At 72.7% G+C, this 18,328-nt stretch carries 21 protein-coding genes and 1 pseudogene; 20 read left to right on the top strand and 2 right to left on the bottom strand.

What is annotated here, in order from left to right; all coding sequences use genetic code 11:
- Positions 1 to 32: 32 nt before the first annotated feature.
- From ACFVWU_RS19980 to ACFVWU_RS19940, 9 genes and pseudogenes are all read left to right on the top strand, one after another.
- Positions 33 to 1,244: a cytochrome P450 gene (locus tag ACFVWU_RS19980; RefSeq protein ID WP_387622473.1), complete on the top strand. Its 1,212-nt coding sequence runs from the start codon at positions 33 to 35 to the stop codon at positions 1,242 to 1,244.
- 218 nt (positions 1,245 to 1,462) lie between these two features.
- Positions 1,463 to 1,951 (top strand): annotated as a pseudogene (locus tag ACFVWU_RS19975) (glycoside hydrolase family 1 protein); the annotation flags it as partial.
- Positions 1,952 to 2,459: 508 nt separating this feature from the next.
- Entirely contained in the window at positions 2,460 to 2,651 is a 192-nt protein-coding gene (locus ACFVWU_RS19970) for a hypothetical protein (RefSeq protein ID WP_387622470.1), read from the top strand.
- Between the two features lie 2 nt (positions 2,652 to 2,653).
- Complete coding sequence (locus ACFVWU_RS19965; protein ID WP_387622468.1) at positions 2,654 to 3,010, top strand: ArsR/SmtB family transcription factor; 357 nt, start codon at positions 2,654 to 2,656, stop codon at positions 3,008 to 3,010.
- An 80-nt stretch (positions 3,011 to 3,090) separates the two neighbouring features.
- Positions 3,091 to 4,716, top strand: coding sequence for a SulP family inorganic anion transporter (locus ACFVWU_RS19960; RefSeq protein WP_387622501.1), 1,626 nt, complete (start codon positions 3,091 to 3,093; stop codon positions 4,714 to 4,716).
- Positions 4,717 to 4,756: 40 nt separating this feature from the next.
- Entirely contained in the window at positions 4,757 to 5,239 is a 483-nt protein-coding gene (locus tag ACFVWU_RS19955) for an ATP-binding protein (RefSeq protein ID WP_387622465.1), read from the top strand.
- A 21-nt stretch (positions 5,240 to 5,260) separates the two neighbouring features.
- Positions 5,261 to 5,440: a hypothetical protein gene (locus tag ACFVWU_RS19950; RefSeq protein WP_387622462.1), complete on the top strand. Its 180-nt coding sequence runs from the start codon at positions 5,261 to 5,263 to the stop codon at positions 5,438 to 5,440.
- On the top strand, positions 5,437 to 5,568 hold the full coding sequence (locus tag ACFVWU_RS19945) for a DUF6126 family protein (RefSeq protein ID WP_387622460.1): 132 nt from the start codon (positions 5,437 to 5,439) through the stop codon (positions 5,566 to 5,568). The genes ACFVWU_RS19950 and ACFVWU_RS19945 overlap by 4 nt, the downstream gene beginning before the upstream one ends.
- Positions 5,569 to 5,603: 35 nt before the next feature.
- Positions 5,604 to 6,368, top strand: coding sequence for an IclR family transcriptional regulator (locus ACFVWU_RS19940; RefSeq protein WP_387622458.1), 765 nt, complete (start codon positions 5,604 to 5,606; stop codon positions 6,366 to 6,368).
- 135 nt (positions 6,369 to 6,503) lie between these two features.
- Here the strand turns inward: ACFVWU_RS19940 and ACFVWU_RS19935 are convergent, their stop codons facing one another.
- Complete coding sequence (locus tag ACFVWU_RS19935; RefSeq protein WP_387622456.1) at positions 6,504 to 6,701, bottom strand: hypothetical protein; 198 nt, start codon at positions 6,699 to 6,701, stop codon at positions 6,504 to 6,506.
- Positions 6,702 to 7,093: 392 nt separating this feature from the next.
- On the opposite strand from ACFVWU_RS19935, the gene ACFVWU_RS19930 reads away from it, so the two are divergent.
- The 11 genes from ACFVWU_RS19930 to ACFVWU_RS19880 all read left to right on the top strand — a co-directional run bounded on the left by ACFVWU_RS19930 (position 7,094) and on the right by ACFVWU_RS19880 (position 16,859).
- A complete protein-coding gene (locus tag ACFVWU_RS19930) occupies positions 7,094 to 7,456 on the top strand; it encodes an STAS domain-containing protein (protein ID WP_387622498.1) in 363 nt (120 codons plus the stop codon).
- Between the two features lie 123 nt (positions 7,457 to 7,579).
- Positions 7,580 to 8,197 (top strand): GNAT family N-acetyltransferase, encoded by a 618-nt coding sequence (locus ACFVWU_RS19925; protein ID WP_387622453.1) that lies wholly within the window; start codon positions 7,580 to 7,582, stop codon positions 8,195 to 8,197.
- A 155-nt stretch (positions 8,198 to 8,352) separates the two neighbouring features.
- Complete coding sequence (locus ACFVWU_RS19920) at positions 8,353 to 8,682, top strand: ArsR/SmtB family transcription factor (RefSeq protein ID WP_380332644.1); 330 nt, start codon at positions 8,353 to 8,355, stop codon at positions 8,680 to 8,682.
- Positions 8,683 to 8,709: 27 nt separating this feature from the next.
- Positions 8,710 to 9,042, top strand: a complete 333-nt coding sequence (locus tag ACFVWU_RS19915; protein ID WP_387622450.1) for an NIPSNAP family protein — start codon at positions 8,710 to 8,712, stop codon at positions 9,040 to 9,042.
- 184 nt (positions 9,043 to 9,226) lie between these two features.
- Positions 9,227 to 9,712: an NADH-quinone oxidoreductase subunit B family protein gene (locus tag ACFVWU_RS19910; protein WP_387622448.1), complete on the top strand. Its 486-nt coding sequence runs from the start codon at positions 9,227 to 9,229 to the stop codon at positions 9,710 to 9,712.
- Positions 9,709 to 11,730 (top strand): proton-conducting transporter membrane subunit, encoded by a 2,022-nt coding sequence (locus ACFVWU_RS19905; RefSeq protein WP_387622444.1) that lies wholly within the window; start codon positions 9,709 to 9,711, stop codon positions 11,728 to 11,730. The genes ACFVWU_RS19910 and ACFVWU_RS19905 overlap by 4 nt, the downstream gene beginning before the upstream one ends.
- 49 nt (positions 11,731 to 11,779) lie before the next feature.
- Complete coding sequence (locus ACFVWU_RS19900; RefSeq protein WP_387622441.1) at positions 11,780 to 12,733, top strand: respiratory chain complex I subunit 1 family protein; 954 nt, start codon at positions 11,780 to 11,782, stop codon at positions 12,731 to 12,733.
- A 31-nt stretch (positions 12,734 to 12,764) separates the two neighbouring features.
- Complete coding sequence (locus ACFVWU_RS19895; RefSeq protein ID WP_387622437.1) at positions 12,765 to 13,424, top strand: hypothetical protein; 660 nt, start codon at positions 12,765 to 12,767, stop codon at positions 13,422 to 13,424.
- Positions 13,424 to 14,911 carry a proton-conducting transporter membrane subunit gene (locus ACFVWU_RS19890; protein ID WP_387622434.1) on the top strand — a complete coding sequence of 496 codons (1,488 nt, stop codon included), beginning with the start codon at positions 13,424 to 13,426 and terminating at the stop codon, positions 14,909 to 14,911. The genes ACFVWU_RS19895 and ACFVWU_RS19890 overlap by 1 nt, the downstream gene beginning before the upstream one ends.
- A gap of 2 nt (positions 14,912 to 14,913) precedes the next feature.
- The gene (locus ACFVWU_RS19885) at positions 14,914 to 16,407 is read left to right on the top strand and encodes an NADH-quinone oxidoreductase subunit C (RefSeq protein WP_387622431.1); all 1,494 of its coding nucleotides are present in this window, start codon (positions 14,914 to 14,916) and stop codon (positions 16,405 to 16,407) included.
- A 242-nt stretch (positions 16,408 to 16,649) separates the two neighbouring features.
- Positions 16,650 to 16,859, top strand: coding sequence for a hypothetical protein (locus ACFVWU_RS19880; protein WP_387622428.1), 210 nt, complete (start codon positions 16,650 to 16,652; stop codon positions 16,857 to 16,859).
- 77 nt (positions 16,860 to 16,936) lie between these two features.
- On the opposite strand, the gene ACFVWU_RS19875 is transcribed toward ACFVWU_RS19880, so the two are convergent.
- A complete protein-coding gene (locus ACFVWU_RS19875; RefSeq protein ID WP_387622425.1) occupies positions 16,937 to 18,235 on the bottom strand; it encodes an NAD(P)/FAD-dependent oxidoreductase in 1,299 nt (432 codons plus the stop codon).
- Positions 18,236 to 18,328 lie beyond the last annotated feature (93 nt).

Genomic DNA, 18,328 nt, shown 5'->3' with positions numbered 1-18,328 from the left:
CCGGAGAGCCGCACGCGATGGAACCGGCCCTGATGGCCGATCCGTTCGGCGGCTACGGCCACCTGCGTGAGCTCGCGCCCGTCGTGCGCGGTCGGTACCTGGACGGCACACCGGCGTGGTTCATCACCCGTTACGACGACGTCCGCACACTGCTGCTCGACCGCAGGCTCGTCAACACACCGGCCTCGGTCCCGGGGACGACCGACGAGGACCCGCGGCTCAAGATGATGGACATGCTCGCGATCCCCGAGGAGCTGCGCCCGTACCTGCTCGGTTCCATGCTCGACACCGACCCGCCGGAACACACCCGGCTGCGCCGGCTGGTGCTGCGCGAGTTCACCGCTCGCCGGGTGCTGAACATGCGGCCCCAGATCGAGAACATCACCAAGCGGCTGCTGGACGCCCTGCCGGAGCTCGCCGTCGACGGCGTCAACGACCTGCTTACCCAGTACGCCTATCCGCTGTCGATCCAGGTGATCTGCGACCTGGTGGGCGTTCCGGGGCCGGAACGCCCGAAGTGGCAGGAGTGGGGCGAGGACCTCATCACCATGCGGCCGGAGCGTCTCGCGACCTCGTTCCCCGCCATGATCGAGCACACCCATCGGCTGATCAAGGAGCGCCGGGCCAACCTCACCGACGACCTGCTCAGCGGCCTCATCCGGGGCCAGGAGGATGCAGACGGCAGGATCAGTGACACCGAGATCGTCACCTTCGTGGTGACACTGGTCCTCGCCGGCCACGAGACGACGGCGCACCTCATCAGCAACGGCACCGCCGCCCTCCTCTCCCACCCCGACCAGCTCGACCTCCTCAGGTCCGATCCCGGCCTGCTGCCGAGCGCCGTGCACGAGCTGATGCGCTGGTGCGGACCGGTCCACACCAGCCGACTGCGCTACGCCGCCGAGGACTTCGAGGTTGCCGGCACCCGGATCGCCCGCGGTGAAGCAGTGCTGCTCGTCTTCGTCTCGGCCAACTTCGACCCGCGGCGCTACCCCGATCCCGAGCGACTCGACCTGTACCGGCACCAGTCCGGCCAGGCCGAGAACCACCTCGGCTTCGGTCACGGGATCCATTACTGCTTGGGCGCCTCGCTCGCCCGGCAGGAGGCGGAAGTGGCCCTCGGCGCACTGCTGGAGCGCTTCCCGGCCCTGTCCCTCGCCCTCGACCCGGCCGAACTGGAGCGCCGGGAACGGATGCAACTCCCCGGCCACTGGCGCCTCGCCAAGCTCCCGGTGACCCTCTGACACCTCACGGCAGAGGCTGCCCGACGGCGTGACCCGCCGCCGGGCAGTCGGTGCGTCCGGCCGGCCCGGCCCGTACACAGCGCCTCGCCCAGCGATGTGTATGCCCGGGCGACTGGGGGCAAGTGCGGTCCGCGAGTTACGGGCAGCTGGTCTCCTCTGGTGTTTCGGTGCGATGTCAGTAACATGAGCCTTCCTCGCGTTATCGTCAGGACGCTGCCGTGCCGGACCGCTTCGACCTGCCGGCGGGGTTCCGCTGGGGTGCCGCCACCGCCGCGTACCAGATCGAGGGGGCGGTGGACGAGGACGGGCGCGGGCCCTCTGTCTGGGACGTCTTTGTCGCCCGCCCCGGCGCCGTGCGGGACGGGCACACAGGGGCGGTGGCCTGCTCCCACTACCACCGCTGCGCCGAGGACATCGAGCTGATGCGCGGCCTCGGCCTCGACGGGTACCGCTTCTCCATCGCCTGGCCCCGGGTGCTGCCGACGGGCGCGGGCGCGGTCAACCCCGTCGGACTCGCCTTCTACGACCGCCTGGTGGACGCTCTGCTGGAAGCCGGCATCACCCCGCTGCCCACCCTCTTCCACCGGGACCTTCCGCAGGCCCGGGAGGCTCCGTCCGACAGCGGCTCCGCCGCGGGCGGCGGCTGGCTCAACCGCGACACCGCGTACCGCTTCGCCGAGTACGCCACCGTCATGGCCACCCACCTCGACGCCCCGGAACAGGCCGCTGCCCCCCGGGGCGGGTCAGTGGCCTGATCAGGTGGTACTGGTGGGTGAGTGTGGTCAGGGTGTCCTCGATCCGATCGCTGTGAAGGCCGAGCGCGTCGAGGGTGCGGCTGGCGGCGCGGAACATGTCGGTGGTGCCGGCCGCCGCGAGCTCCAGGTCCTGGGCGGCGCCGAGCGACCCCAGGGGCCAGTCCGCCGTCGGCGTCGACGACGGCGGCGCCGAGTGCTCCGTCGATGGTCATCGCGTCCTTGAGGGCACTGTCGATGGTCGTCATCTGTTTCTCCTCGCCAGGTCGTTGGCTTCGAAGGTTGCGGATGAGGCCGGCTTCGGTCGGGGTGATGGCCACTGTTGATCACTACCGCCTCAAATCGGGTGGATGTCGATCTGCAATGATCGCAAGTTGAAGAATTCTTCAAGTTCATAGATGATGCTTCCTTGTATTCGGCAAGAGTGTGGCCATGGGGCGGTGCCCCGGGCGAGGAGGGGCGCATGAGCGACGTTTTCGGCCTGGAGCTTCGCGAGCAGCTCGCCGAGGCGCGCCGGCAGCAGGCCGGCGCTCGGGCGGCCGGCGACGAGGACGGCGCGCAGGCGTACGCCGGACGCATCGCGCAGCTCCTGCGGATCGCCGCCCACCACGGCATCGAGGTCGAGCACACCGCCGGGGAACAGGAAGAAGACTGAGCATGGCCGTCCCGCTCTACCAGGCCAAGGCGGAGTTCTTCCGCACGCTCGGCCACCCGGCGCGCATCCGCGTGCTGGAACTGCTCCAGGACGGTCCGCGCCCGGTGCGCGAGCTGCTCGCCTCGATCGAGATCGAGCCCTCCAGCCTCTCCCAGCAGCTCGGCGTCCTGCGCCGCAGCAACCTGGTCACCGCCACCCGCGAGGGCAACACGGTGGTCTACGCGCTGAGCACGCCGGACGTCGCGGAGCTGCTGCGCGCCGCGCGCCGCATCCTCACCGAGATGATCACCGACCAGGGGACGCTGCTCGCCGAACTCCGCGAGCCCGCTGTGCAGGACGTTCAGGAGAAGACCGCGTGAGCGCCACGCAGACCATCCTCATAGGCCGGGCCGTCGGACGCGTCCGCGCCGTGCTGCCGAACCGCGCGATCCTCGCCACTATGGGCCGCTCGCCCCGCAAGGACCTCCTGGCGGGCCTGACGGTGGCGATCGTGGCCCTGCCGCTCGCGCTGGGCTTCGGCGTCGCCTCCGGGGCCGGTGCGGAGGCCGGGCTGGCCACCGCGGTGGTCGCCGGGGCGCTGGCCGCGATATTCGGCGGCTCGAACCTCCAGGTCAGCGGCCCGACCGGGGCCATGACCGTGGTCCTGGTCCCGATCGTGCACCAGTACGGCACCTCCGGCGTGCTCACCGTAGGCCTGATCAGCGGCGTGCTGCTGATCGCTCTCGCCCTGGGTGGCGCCGGCCGCTTCATGGCCTACGTCCCCGCCCCGGTGGTGGAGGGCTTCACCCTTGGCATCGCCGGCGTGATCGGGCTCCAGCAGGTGCCCGCCGCGCTCGGCGTCAAGAAGGGTGACGCCGAGAACGTCGTGGTCGTGGCGGCCCAGGCCGTTGCCGACTTCGTCCGCCACCCGCACCCGGCGGCGATCGCGGTGGCGCTCGGCGTTGCCGCCGTGATGCTGGCCGGTGCCCGGTGGCGCCCCGGCATCCCGTTCTCACTGATCGCCGTCGCCGCCGCGACCCTGGCGGCTCACTTCGTCCACCTGGACGTGGCGACCATCGGTCACCTTCCGGCTGGACTGCCGCTGCCGTCCCTGGGGTTCCTGGACCTCGGCGCCGTTCCGCATCTGCTCACCGCCGCCCTCGCGGTCGCGGCGCTGGCGGCGCTGGAGTCGCTGATGTCGGCGACCGCCGCCGACGCGATGAGCGTCTCCGAACGCCACGACAGCGACCGGGAGTTGTTCGGTCAGGGAGTGGCCAACCTGGTCGCCCCGCTGTTCGGCGGCGTGGCCGCCACCGGCGCGATCGCCCGCACCGCCGTCAATGTCCGCTCCGGCGCCGCCTCCCGGCTCGCCGCCCTGGTCCACGCAGCCGTGCTCGCCGTAGTCGTCTTCGCCGCCGCACCCCTCGTGCAGGACATCCCGCTGGCCGCGCTCGCCGGTGTGCTGATCGCCACCGCGGTCCGGATGGTCGAGGTCGCCTCGCTGCGGGCGCTGGCCCGCAGCGGACACGGTGAGGCCGCCATCCTGGTCCTCACCGCCGCCGCCACCCTCGCCTTCGACCTGGTCACCGCCGTCATCGTCGGCCTGGCCGTCGCCGGGATCCTGGCCCTGCGCCAGGTCGCACAGTCCGCGAGGCTGCAGCAGGTACCCCTGCACGACGGTCTCCCTCCGGCCGACCACCACGAGGAGGAGCAGGCACTGCTCGCCGAGCACATCGCCGCCTACCGGATAGACGGCCCGGTGTTCTTCGCCGCCGCCCACCGCTTCCTGCTCCAGCTCGCCGAGACCGCCGACGTCAAGGCCGTCATCCTGCGCATGTCCCAGGTCACCGCCATCGACTCCACCGGCGCCCTCGTCCTCGGCGACGCGATCAGCAAGCTGGAGCGGCACGGCATCCTGGTCCTGGTCTCCGGCGTCAAGCCCGGCCACCGGCGCACCCTGGACGCGCTCGGCGTCCTGGACGATCTGCACGCGGCGGGCCGGGTCTTCGCCCACACCCCCGACGCCATCGCCCACGCCCGCACCCAACTGCACACCGCCGGCGTCCTGGCCGTCGCCACGGCATGAAACGGAGCCGACCGATGACCGCACCCAGCGAGCCCCAGCGGTGAAGCGCCGCTGGGGACGCCGGAACTGGCGCGAATGGGACGACGTTCCGCCCGCCCGCGAGGCCCCGCCCATCGCCGCCGGGCGGCACCTCACGCTGTCCCTTCCGACGCTCCCGTCCTCGATTCCGCTGGCCCGGCACACCGCACAGGTGCACTTCACCATGTGGGGCCTGCCGCGCGAAGCCGTCGTCCTGGACGCCGCTTTGCTGATCGTCACCGAGCTGGTGACCAACTGCGTGCGCCACGCCGCCGAGCGCTCACCCCAGCTCGGGCTGACCGTGAGCCTGGGCGACAGCTACCTCGAAGTCCTGGTGGCCGACCAGCACCCCCGCGTGCCGGGGGTGTCGGCCGGCGGCGGCCTGCAGGTGATCGCCGAACTCGTCTACGACTTCGGCGGCCACCTCGCCATCGCCCCCTCCACCCTGAGCGCGGGCAAGACCGTCCGCGTCCAACTGCCCCTGCCCGCCAAGCCCGCACCCTGAGCCCCACCCGGAAGGACACCCTTGCGCTTCGAGATCACCCCCTACGATGACCACGGCACCCCCACCACCCCCGACGTCGTCGACCTGCCCGCCCTGCGCGAACGCCTCGCCCAGGCCACCGTCACCGGCGAGCGCCTGCACATCCGCCCCCGGCCCCGCCACGACCGCCCCGTCACCCGACACCAGGAGCACCGGCCATGAGCGACGCCACCTCCGAGGAGAAGAGCCGGCGCAAGGCCATGCTCATCCGGGCCGGGATCTACATCCTCGGCACCCACCTGTTCGCCGGCTTCGTCATCCTGCTTTTCGCGCTCGGCAACCGCCACTGAACCCCGTCGCCGAACGAACATCGAACAGACGTCCAGTGTCCCGACCCATCCAGTCACTGACCCGCGCAACCGCCATTCTGCGCCTGCTCGCCGGCGGCGAACGCCGACTCGGCCTCGCCGACGTCGCCACCTCCCTGGGACTGGCCAAAGCCACCGCACACGGAATCCTCCGTACCCTGCGCGAGGAAGGGCTCGTCGAACAGGACCCCGACAGCGGCAAGTACCAGCTCGGCGCCGAACTCCTGCGTCTCGGCCACAGCTACCTCGATGTGCACGAGCTGCGCGCCCGAGCCCGGCTGTGGACGGACGACCTTGCCCATGTGTCGCAGGAGGCCGTCCACCTTGGTGTGCCCCACCAGCACGGGGTGCTGATCGTCGACCACGTTTTCCGGCCCGACGACAGCCGCCAAGCCTTGGAAGTGGGCACCATGCAGCCGTTGCACGCCACCGCGCTCGGCAAAGTCCTGCTGGCCCACGACCCGTCGTTGCGCCGGAACCCACCTGGCCGGACCTGTGAGGCATCGACCCTGGGGAGCCCCACGGATGGCGCCGACGTCGCCGCCGAGGCCGTGCTGATCCGCGAGCGCGGCTGGGCCGGCTCGATGGATGAGGCATGGGCGGGCACCGCGTCGGTAGCCGCGCCGGTCCACGACCGACCGGGGAACGTGGTCGGGACAGTGGGCGTCAGCGGCCCAGTGGAACGCATCTGCGACGGCGGGACCGTACGGCCCGGCCTGGTGAGCGCCGTTCGGGACACCGCGCGGGCCATCTCCCGTGACCTGGGTGCCGGGTCGCACTGAACCTGAAGGCGCTCGCGCGGCCCGCCCGCGCCGGGGCCGATCCATGCCGAAGGGCGACGCGGAGGCATGAGCGCGGGACGAGTTGGAGCGTCCACGGTTCCCGACAAGAGACCGACCGGGCCGGCCGAACTCCCCTCAGCAGTAGACCGAACCGCCGGACCCCGCTTCTGATGACAGGTCGAAACCGCGGCGCCTGGCGCTGCGTTCAAGGTCCTCAAGGTCCACGCCGGCCAGCGCCAGCGCCCAGGCGTCGCCCTGCTCGGCGGCCCTCGCCTGGGTTCGTCGCAGCTCGAGGGCCCGGCGGCGCAGCATCTCCTCGGACCCGTCGTCCATCCGCTTTCCCCTGTCGCACGTGGCAGGACCTGGTGCGGCGCCGCCGGGTGGCCTCCGCCCCAGAGATGGGGCCGCCCCGGCGTCGGTTCCAGGGCGGCCCCACCGCAGGAGGCGCTTCCGGGGGCCTCCCGTGCGACGACTTTATCATTTGCTAAGATTCGCAACTGCGAGGACAGCGAAGGGAGCCGGAGTGCGTATCTCACCGGGCCGAAACGCCGTGGTGTCGTCCGCTCCGTACCTGGCGCCGGACGGGTCGTGCTGCACCGCGCCAGGTGTGCGGCACTACCGCCGATGGCCCGGGCTTCCGCTCCCCCTGCTGGTCGGCGGGGCTGCCCTCGTGCTCGCCGCCGCCCTTTCGGTGTGGTGTCTCCGACGGGAGGGCGGCGGTGAGCATGCAGTGGGAGCTTGCAGAGATGGATGGCGTCGGTGCCCTTCGGCTCACGGGGTACCTCGGCGCGCGGGTGGTGCACCGGTTCCACGGTGCGTTCGACTGGGCCCGCGCACGCTGCACAGGCCCGCTGGTGATCGACCTGTCCGGCTTGCTCGGCTGGAGCCAGGAAGGCGAGGCGGCGATCGTCGACGCCGCCGGCCGGCTCGGCACCGACCGTTCCCCACTGATGTTGTGTGGCCTTCGCGACCGGGCGGCGCCGCTGTTCGCGACCGGTGCCGCCCTCGGCCTCATGCGCGTCTGTTCTGACCTGCAGACCGCGCTGGCAGCCCTGGGCATGACCGCCGACTCGCAGTCCCGACCATGAGTGATCCGCGACCTTCCCGCCGAGCTCGCCTGCTCTGACGATGGACTTCATCCGGAAGCCGTGAGTTTGCGGGCAGCGATAAGTGACTTGCCCCGGCCGGACTTTCTCTCCAGAATCCGGCCCATGAACGATCTTCCCAGGACGGACTTCTCCATCAAACCCACGCTTGTCGGAAGAAAGGTGACCCTGCGTCCGTTCCTGCCGGACCAGGACGCTCCGGCCCTCCGTGCGATCCTGCAGGACCCGGAGGTCGGCCGGCTGACCGGCAGCGACCACGGCCCGGTCGAGCCGGAGCCCTGGAACGACGCCGCCGAGAAGCAGATGCGCGCCTGGTACGGCACCCGGCACGAGCAGTCGGACCGGCTGGACCTCGCCGTCGTCGAACGGGCGAGCGGGGTGTGCGTGGGCGAGGCCGTGCTGAACGAATGGGACGGCGGCAACCGCAGCTGCAGCTTCCGCATCGCACTGGCCCCGGCCGGACAGGACCGCGGGCTGGGCACCGAAGCGGTGCGGCTGATCGTCGGCTACGGCTTCGAGCGCCTCGGCCTGCACCGGATCTCGCTGGGGGTGTTCGCCTTCAACCCGCGCGCCCGGCGCGCCTACGAGAAGGTGGGGTTCGTCGCGGAGGGCGTCAAACGCGACGCCCTGCGGTATGACGGAGCCTGGGTGGACCAGATCACGATGTCGATTCTCGGCCCCGAGTGGGAACGGCACCGCGGCCGCCCCGCTGTCGCGCGCTGACCGCCGCAACCCCACCCGCGAACGCCGGTCGGGGCGCCCTTGGCGATCACATGAACTGCACAATTGCTAAAGTCGGACCAGATAGAGGTCCGCTTTCGAGCGCTGATGGAGACGGTGACGCCGTGAACGCCGAAGCCCCCACCCCGCCTCCAGTGATCAGCGTCCCGCTGTACCAGCTGAAGGCCGAGTTCTTCAAGACGCTCGGCCACCCCGTGCGGATCCGGGTCCTGGAACTGCTGAGCCAGCGAGAGCACGCCGTCGCCGAGATGCTCCCCGAGGTCGGCGTGGAGGCCGCCCACCTGTCCCAGCAACTAGCCGTGCTGCGCCGGGCCCGGCTCGTCTCCTCCCGCCGCGAGGGCTCCACGGTCTACTACCGCCTCACCACCCCCGAGGTCGCCGAACTCCTCACGGTCGCCCGGGGCATCCTCAGCGACGTCATCACCGGCCAGGCCGAACTGCTGGACGATCTGCGGACGACCACCTGAGGCCGCCCTGCCTATAGCCTGCCGGGCATGATCATCGAGATACGCACCTACCGTCTGCACCCCGGCACCCGGGAGGAGTTCGTCCGCGTCATGCGCGAGGAGTCCGTGCCGCTGCTGCGCGCGCACGGCATCGACGTCGTGGACTGCGGCCCGTCCCTGGTCGACGAGGACGGCCACGAAGAGGCCTACCTGATCCGGGCGTTCGCCTCCCTCGCACACCACCGCGAGCGGGAGGACACGTTCTACGGCAGCGACGCCTGGCGCCTGGGGCCGCGCGAGGCCATCGTCTCGCGCATAGCGAGCTGCCACAGCATCGTCGTCGCGGCCTCCGAAGCGGCGATCACGGCGCTGCGGCGCTGAACCCCGACCGCCCTCCCGTTCCCCCGAAGGGCTGAACCGCCCACCCGGCCTGCTGTTCTACGAAGCCCAGCAGTTGCTAATCTCTGAAAGTCCGCAAGACAGTCACGTTCCGCGAAGGCCTGCGCACGCAGGCGGACGGAAACGACCGCGGGAGAGCCCTCGCGGGGGCGGAGAGGTCTGAGACGTGGGTCTGCTGCGCAAGATCCGTGACACCGGACGGGTGGCCGAGCCGGCCCCGCCCGCACCCACCGCCGAGGAGGTCCCGCCGCAGGCCCGCGCCCTCGCCGGCTCGGTGCAGGTACGGCATGTGGATGCGGGCTCGTGCAACGGCTGCGAGATCGAGATCGGCGGCGCGTTCGGCCCGGTCTACGACGCGGAGCGGTACGGGGCCCGGCTGGTGGCCTCGCCCCGGCACGCGGACGTGCTGCTGGCCACCGGTCCGGTGACCCGGAACATGGCCGAGCCGCTGCGCCGCACCTACGAGGCAGCCCCGGAGCCCAGGCTGGTGGTCGCGGTGGGCGACTGCGCGCTCGACTGCGGCCTGTTCGCCGGTGCCTACGGCGTCGAAGGCGCCGTGAGGGACGTGGTGCCGGTGGACCTGGAGGTGCCGGGCTGCCCGCCCGAGCCGGCCGCGATCGTGGCGGCACTGCGCAGGGTGACCGGCCGGTGAACACGATCGGCCCGGCCCTCGGCGTCGCGAGCGCGCTGGCCGCCGCCGGCAGTGCCGCCGCGCTGCTGGTACCCGAGCACGGGCGCGCGGGCGCTGTCGGCGTCTGCACCGCCGGGGTCGGCGCGGCCGGCGCCGTGGCGGGGGCGGCGGCGCTGGGCGGCGCCCACTGGGCGGCCCGGTTACCGGAGTTGCTTCCACTCGCCGGGGTCGACCTCGCCGTCGACGCCCTCTCCGGGCTGTTCATGGCCGTCTCCGGTGGCGTGGTGGCGGCGGTCGCGGTGTACGGGATCGGCTACACCGGGCACGGACTGACGGCCCGCCCGGTGCAGGCGCTGCTCCCGGTCTTCGCCTGGACCCTGGTCCTGGTGCCGACCGCCGCGAGCGTCTCCACCTTCCTGCTGCTGTGGGAGCTGATGGCGGCCGCCTCACTGCTGCTGGTGCTGGCCGAGCACCGGCACCGGCGGGCGGTGCGCGGGGCCGGGCTCTGGTACGCGGTGATGACCCATCTCGGCCTGGTCCTCCTGCTGGTCGCCCTGCTGCTTTTCGCGGCCCGCGCGGGCGGGCAGTCCTTCACCGCCCTGCGCGCCGCTGCCGGCGCCCTCTCACCCGCCGTCCGGGGCACGGTGTTCGTCCTGGCGCTCGCCGCGTTCGGGTCCAAGGCAGGCATGGTGCCACTGCACGCCTGGCTGCCCCGGGCCCACCCGGAGGCCCCCAGCCACGTCTCCGCGCTGATGAGCGCCGCCATGGTCAACCTCGGCGCCTACGGCCTGGTCCGGGTCGGCCTCGACCTCCTCGGCGGCGGGCCCCGCTGGTGGTGGCTGCTGACCATCGCCCTCGGCGCGCTGTCAGCGGTGTACGGGATCGTCCAGGCGGCCGTCGCCACCGACCTGAAGCGCCTGCTGGCGTACTCGACCTGCGAGAACCTCGGCCTCGTCCTGCTCGGCGTGGGCGCGGCCGGACTGTTCTCCACCGGCGGCGACCGGCCGCTGGCCGCGCTCGCCCTGGCCGCGGCCCTGCTGCACGTGGTCAACCACGCGGCGTTCAAGGCACTGCTGTTCTGCGCGGCCGGCTCGGTGCTGCGGGCCACCGGCACCCGGGACCTGGACGCCCTCGGCGGGCTGCGCGCCCGGATGCCGGTCACCTGCGCGCTGTTCGCGGTCGGCGCTTTGGGCGCGGTGGCGCTGCCGCCGGGAAACGGCTTCATCAGCGAGTGGCTGCTGCTCCAGTCGCTGATCCACGGCCTGGCCGTGCCCGGCGTGGCCACCGCGGTGGTGCTGCCGGTGGCGATCGCCGCGATCGCCCTGTCCGCCGGCCTGGCGGCGGCGGCCTTCGTGAAGGCTTTGGGCGTCGGATTCTTCGCCCGCCCGCGCAGCACCGCCGCCGCGGCCGCCGTCGAGAGCCCGCGGACCATGCTGACGGGCCTGGGCCTGCTCACCGCCGCCTGCGCCGCGCTGGCGCTGTTCCCCGGGGTGCTGGCCGACGCTCTGGCCCGGGCCACCGCCGCGTCCGGGCTCGCCGGAGGCCGTCCGGTGGACGCGCCCGGGCTGCACCTGCGCCTGGCTCAGGTGTCCGGGGTCCTCGCCCCGCTCTGGCTGGCGCTCGCGCTGGTCGCCGCCGTCCTCCTGCTCGCCCTGCTGCTGCGGCTGGTGGCCCGCGCGCCCCGGCGCCGGCAGGCCCCGCTCTGGGACTGCGGCGCGGGCGCGCCCACGGCCCGGATGGAGTACACCGCGACCTCCTTCGCCGAGCCGCTGCAACGGGTCTTCGACGACGTCCTCGCCCCGGAACAGGACATCGACGTCACCCCGGTGCGCGAGGCCGCGTACTTGGTGGAACGCGTCCGGTACCAGCGGACGGTGCCCGACCGCATCGAACACCGGCTCTACCGCCCGGTGCTGGCGCTGCTCGCCGAGGCGGGCCGGTCAGCCCGCCGACTGGCCGACGGCAGCGTCCACCGCTACCTCGGCTACGGATTCTTCGGGCTGATCACCCTGCTGGTCGCGCTGGCGGTGACCCGGTGAGCGAGCGATGGGGGCGCCCCCGGCCGGCGGCTGGGGGAGAGGCGGGCACATGAGCGTCGTCGGGGCGGCCGCGATGGTGGCCCAGACAGCCATGGTGGCGGGCGGCGCGCCGTGGCTCGCCGGGCTGATGCGCCAGGTCCGGGCCCGCCTGGAGGGCCGTGCCGGGCCCGGCCTCGGCCAGCCCTGGCGCGACCTGCGCAAACTGCTGCGCAAACGACCGGTCACCGCCACCGGCACCGGCTGGGCATTCCGCACCGCCCCGCTGCTGCTGGTCGCCACCACCGCCGTGGTCGCCACCCTGGTACCGCTGGCCTCGACCGACACCCCGGTCAGCGACTCCGCCGACCTGATCGTCGTGGTCGCGCTGCTCGCTCTGGGCACAGTCTCGCTCGCGCTGGCCGGTCTGGACACCGGGACGGCCTTCGGCGGCATGGGCGCCTCCCGCGAGATGACGGTGGCCGCCCTGGTCGAACCGACCCTGCTGATGGCGGTCTTCGCACTGTCCATCCCCGCCGGCTCCACCAATCTCGCCGCGATCGTCGCCGGTGCCACCCACGACCCGGCCCGGCTCGCCACCCCCACCGGGCTGCTCGCCGCCTTCGCCCTCGCGGTGGTCGTCCTCGCCGAAACCGGCCGGCTGCCCGTGGACAACCCGTCCACCCATCTCGAACTCACCATGATCCACGAGGCGATGGTGCTGGAGTACGCCGGGCCGGACCTCGCGCTCGTCGAACTCGGCGCCCAGATGCGGCTGACCGTACTGCTCGGCCTGCTCGCCTCGCTCTTCGCCCCGTGGGGTGTCGCCACCGGCGCCGGGGCGGCGGTCGTCATGCTCGCGCTGGTGCTGTTCGCCGTCAAGGTCGCGCTGCTCGGGGCGCTGCTGGCCGCGGCCGAGGTGTTCTGGGCCAAGGTCCGCCTGTTCCGGGTGCCTGAACTGCTCGCCGGTTCCTTCCTGCTGGCGCTGCTGGCCGTGGCCTCCTCCTACTTCCTCACCGGAGAGTGAGCCCGTCGATGAATCCCTGGACCCGAGGCCGATGAGCGACGGCACCTTCACCCAACTACTCGACCTCGCCTGCGGAATCCTGCTGCTCGCCGCCGTGCTGGTGCTGTGGCGGCGCGAACTCTCCGCCATCGTCCGGGTGTTCGCCGCCCAAGGCGCGGCGCTCGCCGCCATCGCGGCGCTGCTCGCCGTCCATGAGCACCGCTGGGACCTCTTCGGGGTGGCCGCCGGCATCGCCGTCCTACGGGCCGGCGTGCTGCCCCACCTGATGCGCCGCGCGCTCACCGCCAGCGGCGGCACGCAGGAGACCACACCACTGGTCAACGTCGCCGCCTCGCTGCTGACGGCCGCCGCGCTCACCCTGCTCGCGTACGCCGTCGCCCGCCCGCTCACCGAACTCGCGCCCTCGCCCGCCACCCGAGCGCTGCCGGTCGGGCTGGCCGTCGTCCTCATCGGCTTCTTCGCCCTGGTCACCCGCCGCCACGCGCTCTCCCAGGTGGTCGGCTTCCTGCTGGTCGACAACGGCATCACCGCCGTCGCCTTCCTCGCCACCTCCGGCGTCCCGCTGATCGTCGAACTCGGCGTCTCCTTCGACGTTCTGTTCGCCGTCCTCGTCCTGCAGATCCTCACCACCCGGATGCGCGCCGCCTTCGGCAGCACCGACCTCGACGACCTGCGAAGGCTGCACGACTGATGCCCCCCGATACCTCCGCGCTCCTGCTCACCCTGCCAATCGCGACGCCCGCCGCCGTCGCGGCCGGCTGTGCCGCCACCGGCTGGCGGCCCGCGACCGCGTGGGCCGGGCTGCTCTCCCCGGCCGCGATCCTGGCCTGTGCCGCCGCCCTCGCCACCGACGTGCCCGGTCACGGCCCGCGCTCCGCGTACGGGGGGCTACTGCGCGCCGACGCGCTGGCGGTGTGGATCCTGCTCGGCGTCGGCGCGGTCGGCGCGCTGGCCTGCGCTGCCGCCCCCGCCTACCTGGCCGCCGAACGCGCCGACGGGCACGCCGACGAGGGCTCGGCGCAGCGCTTCGGCGCCCTCGTGCACCTGTTCCTCGCGGCCATGGCCCTGGCCACCCTCACCGCCAACCTCGGTGTGCTCTGGGTCGCCGTCGAGGCCACCACCATCGTCACCGCCTTCCTGGTCGGCCACCGCCGCACCCGCGCCGGCGTCGAGGCCGCCTGGAAGTACGTGGTCATCTGCTCGGCCGGCATCGCCCTGGCCTTCCTCGGCACCGTCCTCGTCTACTACGCCGCCCGGCACGCCGGCATCTCCGAGGCCAAGGCCCTGGACTGGCCGACCCTGCTCGCCCACGCCGACCGCCTTGACCAGCGCACCGTGCGGCTCGGCACGGCCCTTGCCCTGCTCGGGTTCGGTGCCAAGGCCGGCCTCGTCCCGCTGCACGCCTGGCTGCCGGACGCCCACAGCCAGGCCCCCGCCCCGGTCTCGGCGCTGATGTCCGGCGTCCTACTGGCCGTCGCCTTCACCGCCGTCCTGCGCTACAAACTGATCGCCGACGCCGCGCTCGGTCCCCACTTCGCCCGCAGCATGCTGCTCTGGACAGCGCTGATCACCCTCGCCCTCGCCACCGCCCTGCTGCTCGGGCAGCGGGACTACAAGCGCCTGCTCGCCTATTCGAGCATGGAACACATGAGCCTGATCGCGCTGGCCGCCGCCGTCGGCAGCCGGCTGGCGCTGTCCGCCCTGCTGCTGCACATGGCCGGCCACGGGCTCGCCAAGGGCGTCGCGTTCTGCTCCTCCGGGCACATCCTGCACCTGACCCGCACCACCCGGATCGGCCGGGTGCGCGGCCTGCTCGCCCGTGCCCCCGCGCTCGGCGGCACCTTCGGCCTGGCCGTCCTCGCCCTGCTCGCACTGCCGCCGTTCAGCCTCTTCGCCTCCGAACTCGCCATCGCCCGCGCCGGGTTCGCCTCCCCACTCGGCTGGGCCACCACCGTCGCACTGGCCCTCGTCCTGGCCTCGTTCGCCGCGATCACCGCGCGCACCGCCCGGATGCTGCTCGGCCCCCGACCTGCCGACGCGGCGGCGGCCCCGGAGCGTGCCGGGTTCGCGGTGTGGGTACCACTGGCGGGCGGACTCGCCGCGTGCGCGGCCCTCGGCGTCACCATCCACCCGCTGAACGAGCTGCTGACCGCCGCCGCGCAGATCGGAGGCCACTGACCGTGCCACCCGTCCAGCACGCCACGATCGACCTCGGCCCCGCCGAACTCCCCGGTCAGGCAGCCGACCTGCTCGCCGCCGGTAACCGGCTCGCCCTGGTCGCCGCGCACCACGACCCGGGCAAGGTCCGCGTGGTGTACCTCTTCGTCCAGGGCCCGCCCGACACCCGCACCGAACTGCACGTCCACCTCGACCCGCGGTACCCGGCCGTGCCCAGCCTTGCCGGAATCTCCTTTCCCGCAGGCCGGTTCGAACGGGAGATGCGCGACCTGCACGGCATCGTCCCCCTCGACCACCCACTGCCCCGGCGGCTCGTCCGCCACCCGTACTGGCCGCGCGGCTGGTACCCGATGCGCCCGGACGCCGGACCGCCCCCTCCGTTCGGCGAACCCGAGGGCCCGTTCCCCTTCCTCACCGTCAAGGGGCCGGGCGTGTACGAGATCCCGGTCGGCCCCGTCCACGCCGGCCTCATCGAACCCGGCCACTTCCGCTTCTCCGTCGTCGGCGAGACCATCCTCAAGCTCAAGGCTCGCCTCTGGTACGTCCACAAGGGCATCGAGAAGCACTTCGAGGGCCGGGACCCGGCCGAGGCCGTCGCCCTCGCCGAGCGCGTCAGTGGCGACACCGCCGTCGGCCACGCCCTCGCCTACTGCCTCGCCCTCGAACACGCCACCGAGACAGCCGTGCCTGCCGAGGCCCGGGCCGCCCGCGCCCTGCTGCTCGAACTCGAACGCGTCCACAACCACGTCGCCGACCTCGGCGCCCTGTGCAACGACGTCGGCCACGGCATCCTCAACGCCCACGCCTGGCGCATCCGCGAGCAACTCCTGCGCCTCAACCAGGAGATCACCGGCCACCGCCTCCTACGCGGCGGCATCCGGCCCGGCGGCTGCACCCTGCGCACCCTCCCGCAGCCGGCGCGGCTGCGGGCGATCGCCGCCGACGTGGCCGACCTGGTCGACCTCGCGCTCGGCCACCGCACCGTCCTCGACCGCTTCACCGGCACCGCCGTCCTCACCCAGGACGCCGCACGGGGCCTGGGCTGCCTCGGCCCCGTCGCCCGCGCCAGCAGCCTGCCCACCGACGCCCGCCACGCCCACCCCGACCACGACCACGGCGAGGCCCTCACCACCCACCTCCTGCCCGGCGGAGACGTCCTCGCCCGCTTCCGCATCCGCGCCCAGGAAGCACAGACCTCACTCGCCCTGGCCGAGCGCCTCGCCGACAGGTTGCCCCTCGGCGCCACCGCGGACTGGCCGCCTCCGTACGGCAATCACCGGCCAAGCAGCGGCAGCGGCCTCGCCGAGGGCTGGCGCGGCACCATCGCCACCCGGATCGAACTCGCCGCCGACGGCCACCTGAGCCGTGTCAAGATCGTCGACCCGTCCTTCTTCAACTGGCCCGCCCTGCCGGTCGCCCTCGCGGACACGATCGTCCCCGACTTCCCCCTCACCAACAAGAGCTTCAACCTCTCCTACGCCGGCAACGACCTGTGACCCGCAGCGCCCAGCCGCAGCTCACCCCCGGCTGCTCCAGCAGATCGGCCTCGGCGGCTCGTACCTGGGCCTGATCGCTCCTCAGCGCGGGGCCTGGGCGGCACGGAGTGCTTGGCCGGGTTGTAGCGCAGCCGCCACGATCGCACTGCGGCGTTCAGCGCGTTGCGCAGCGTGGACACGGCTCGGTAAACGGTGACTCGCCCGCGCTTGGCCTCCAGCTGGGCAGTGACCCAGTCGTCGATGTGCTTCGGCCGCAGATCGAGCAGCCGGAGGCGACCGGCCTGGCCGTTCTGGAGACGCTCGCCGTCGGCTACCCGGCCCCGATCCACGATCGCTGGCCGGGTGAGCCGTGCGGCTACGACGCGGAGGACCCCGTAGTCCGGCGGCCGGACGAGGAGGCGAAGACGTCCCTCCTCGCCAAGGGTGTGTACGCCCGCCGGATGGAGCCCTGACCACCGAACCGGTCCCGTTCGTGTGGCCCGCAGCGGTGATCGGTTGGCAGCTCGCCGGCCAGGGCTCTTGTCGTGTCTCAGACCTCGCCGAGGGCGACGTTCGGATCCGCCAGGCGGTCGGCGTCCACCACGCGCTTGGAGACGATCAGTTCGCGGATCGGGTCGGTGACGTCCCAGACGTTCATGTTCATACCGGCGAGGACCCGGCCGTCCTTGAGCCAGAACGCGATGAACTCGTTGGCCTTCACGTCCCCTCGGAACACGACCCGGTCGTAGCCGTCGGGCTCGACGTAGCCGAGGTATTCCATGCTCAGTTTGTCCCGCGAGGCCACCGGCTCGTTAGGATGCCGGGGTGTCCACTCGGCATCGGTGAAGAAGTACGGCACCCGGTCGTAGACCGCGTCCGACCGCCCGAGCATCGCCCGGGCGGCGGTCTGCGGCTGGTTGAGGGCGTTGGCCCAGTGCTCGACCCGGACGTGCCGCTCGAACAGCGGGTGGAAGGCGTTGGCGACGTCGCCGGCCGCGTAGACGTCCGGATCGGAGGTGCGCAGGTGCTGGTCGGTCTTGATGCCGTTGTCGACCTCCAGCCCGGCCGCCTCGGCGAGCCCGGCGGCGGGGACGATGCCGATGCCGATCACCACCGCGTCGGCGGCCACCTCGGTGCCGTCGCCGAGCTTCACGCCGCTCACCGTGCCGTCGGCACCGGTCAGTTCGGTGACCTGGACGCCGAAGCGCAGGTCCACGCCGTGGTCGCGGTGCAGGTCGGCGAAGACCTGGGCGACCTCCCGGCCCAGCACCCGCAGCAGCGGCAGCTCCAGTGCCTCCAGCACGGTCACCTCGGCGCCCGCCGTGCGGGCGGCGGCCGCCACCTCCAGGCCGATCCAGCCCGCGCCGATCACCGCGATCCGGGCGCCCGGGCGCAGCGCCTCCTTGATCCGGTCGCTGTCCTCGACCCGGCGCAGGTAGAGCACGCCGTCCTGGTCCGCGCCGGGCACCGGCAGCCGGCGCGGCACCGAGCCGGTGGTCAGCAGCAGCTTGGCGTACTGCACCCGGCCGTCGTCGGTGAGCGTCACGGTGTGCCCGGCCGGGTCGATCGCGGCCACCGCCATGCCCAGGCGCAGCGTCACATCGTGCTCGGCGTACCACTGCGGCGGGTGGACGTAGATCTTCTCCCGGGACTCCTTGCCGAGCAGGTAGCCCTTGGACAGCGGCGGGCGCTCGTACGGGCGCTCGTGCTCATCTCCGATCAGGACGATGCCGCCCCGGTACCCGGCCTCGCGCAGTGCCTCGGCCGCCTTGGCGCCGCCCAGGGACGCCCCGACGATCACGATCGGACGCTCCCGCCCCTGTCCCGCTCCGGTTTCCGTGCCCGCCATGCTCAACTCCTCGCTCTCCGCCGCAGATCAGGCCCCAGCGTGCCGCCGTGCGGGTGGCGTGTCGAGACCGCGACGGGCGCGCCGCGCCACGCC

It is taken from the genome of Kitasatospora sp. NPDC058190, from assembly GCF_042883685.1.
Taxonomy (GTDB): domain Bacteria; phylum Actinomycetota; class Actinomycetes; order Streptomycetales; family Streptomycetaceae; genus Kitasatospora.
This window is presented reverse-complemented; position numbering and strand designations above follow the sequence as displayed.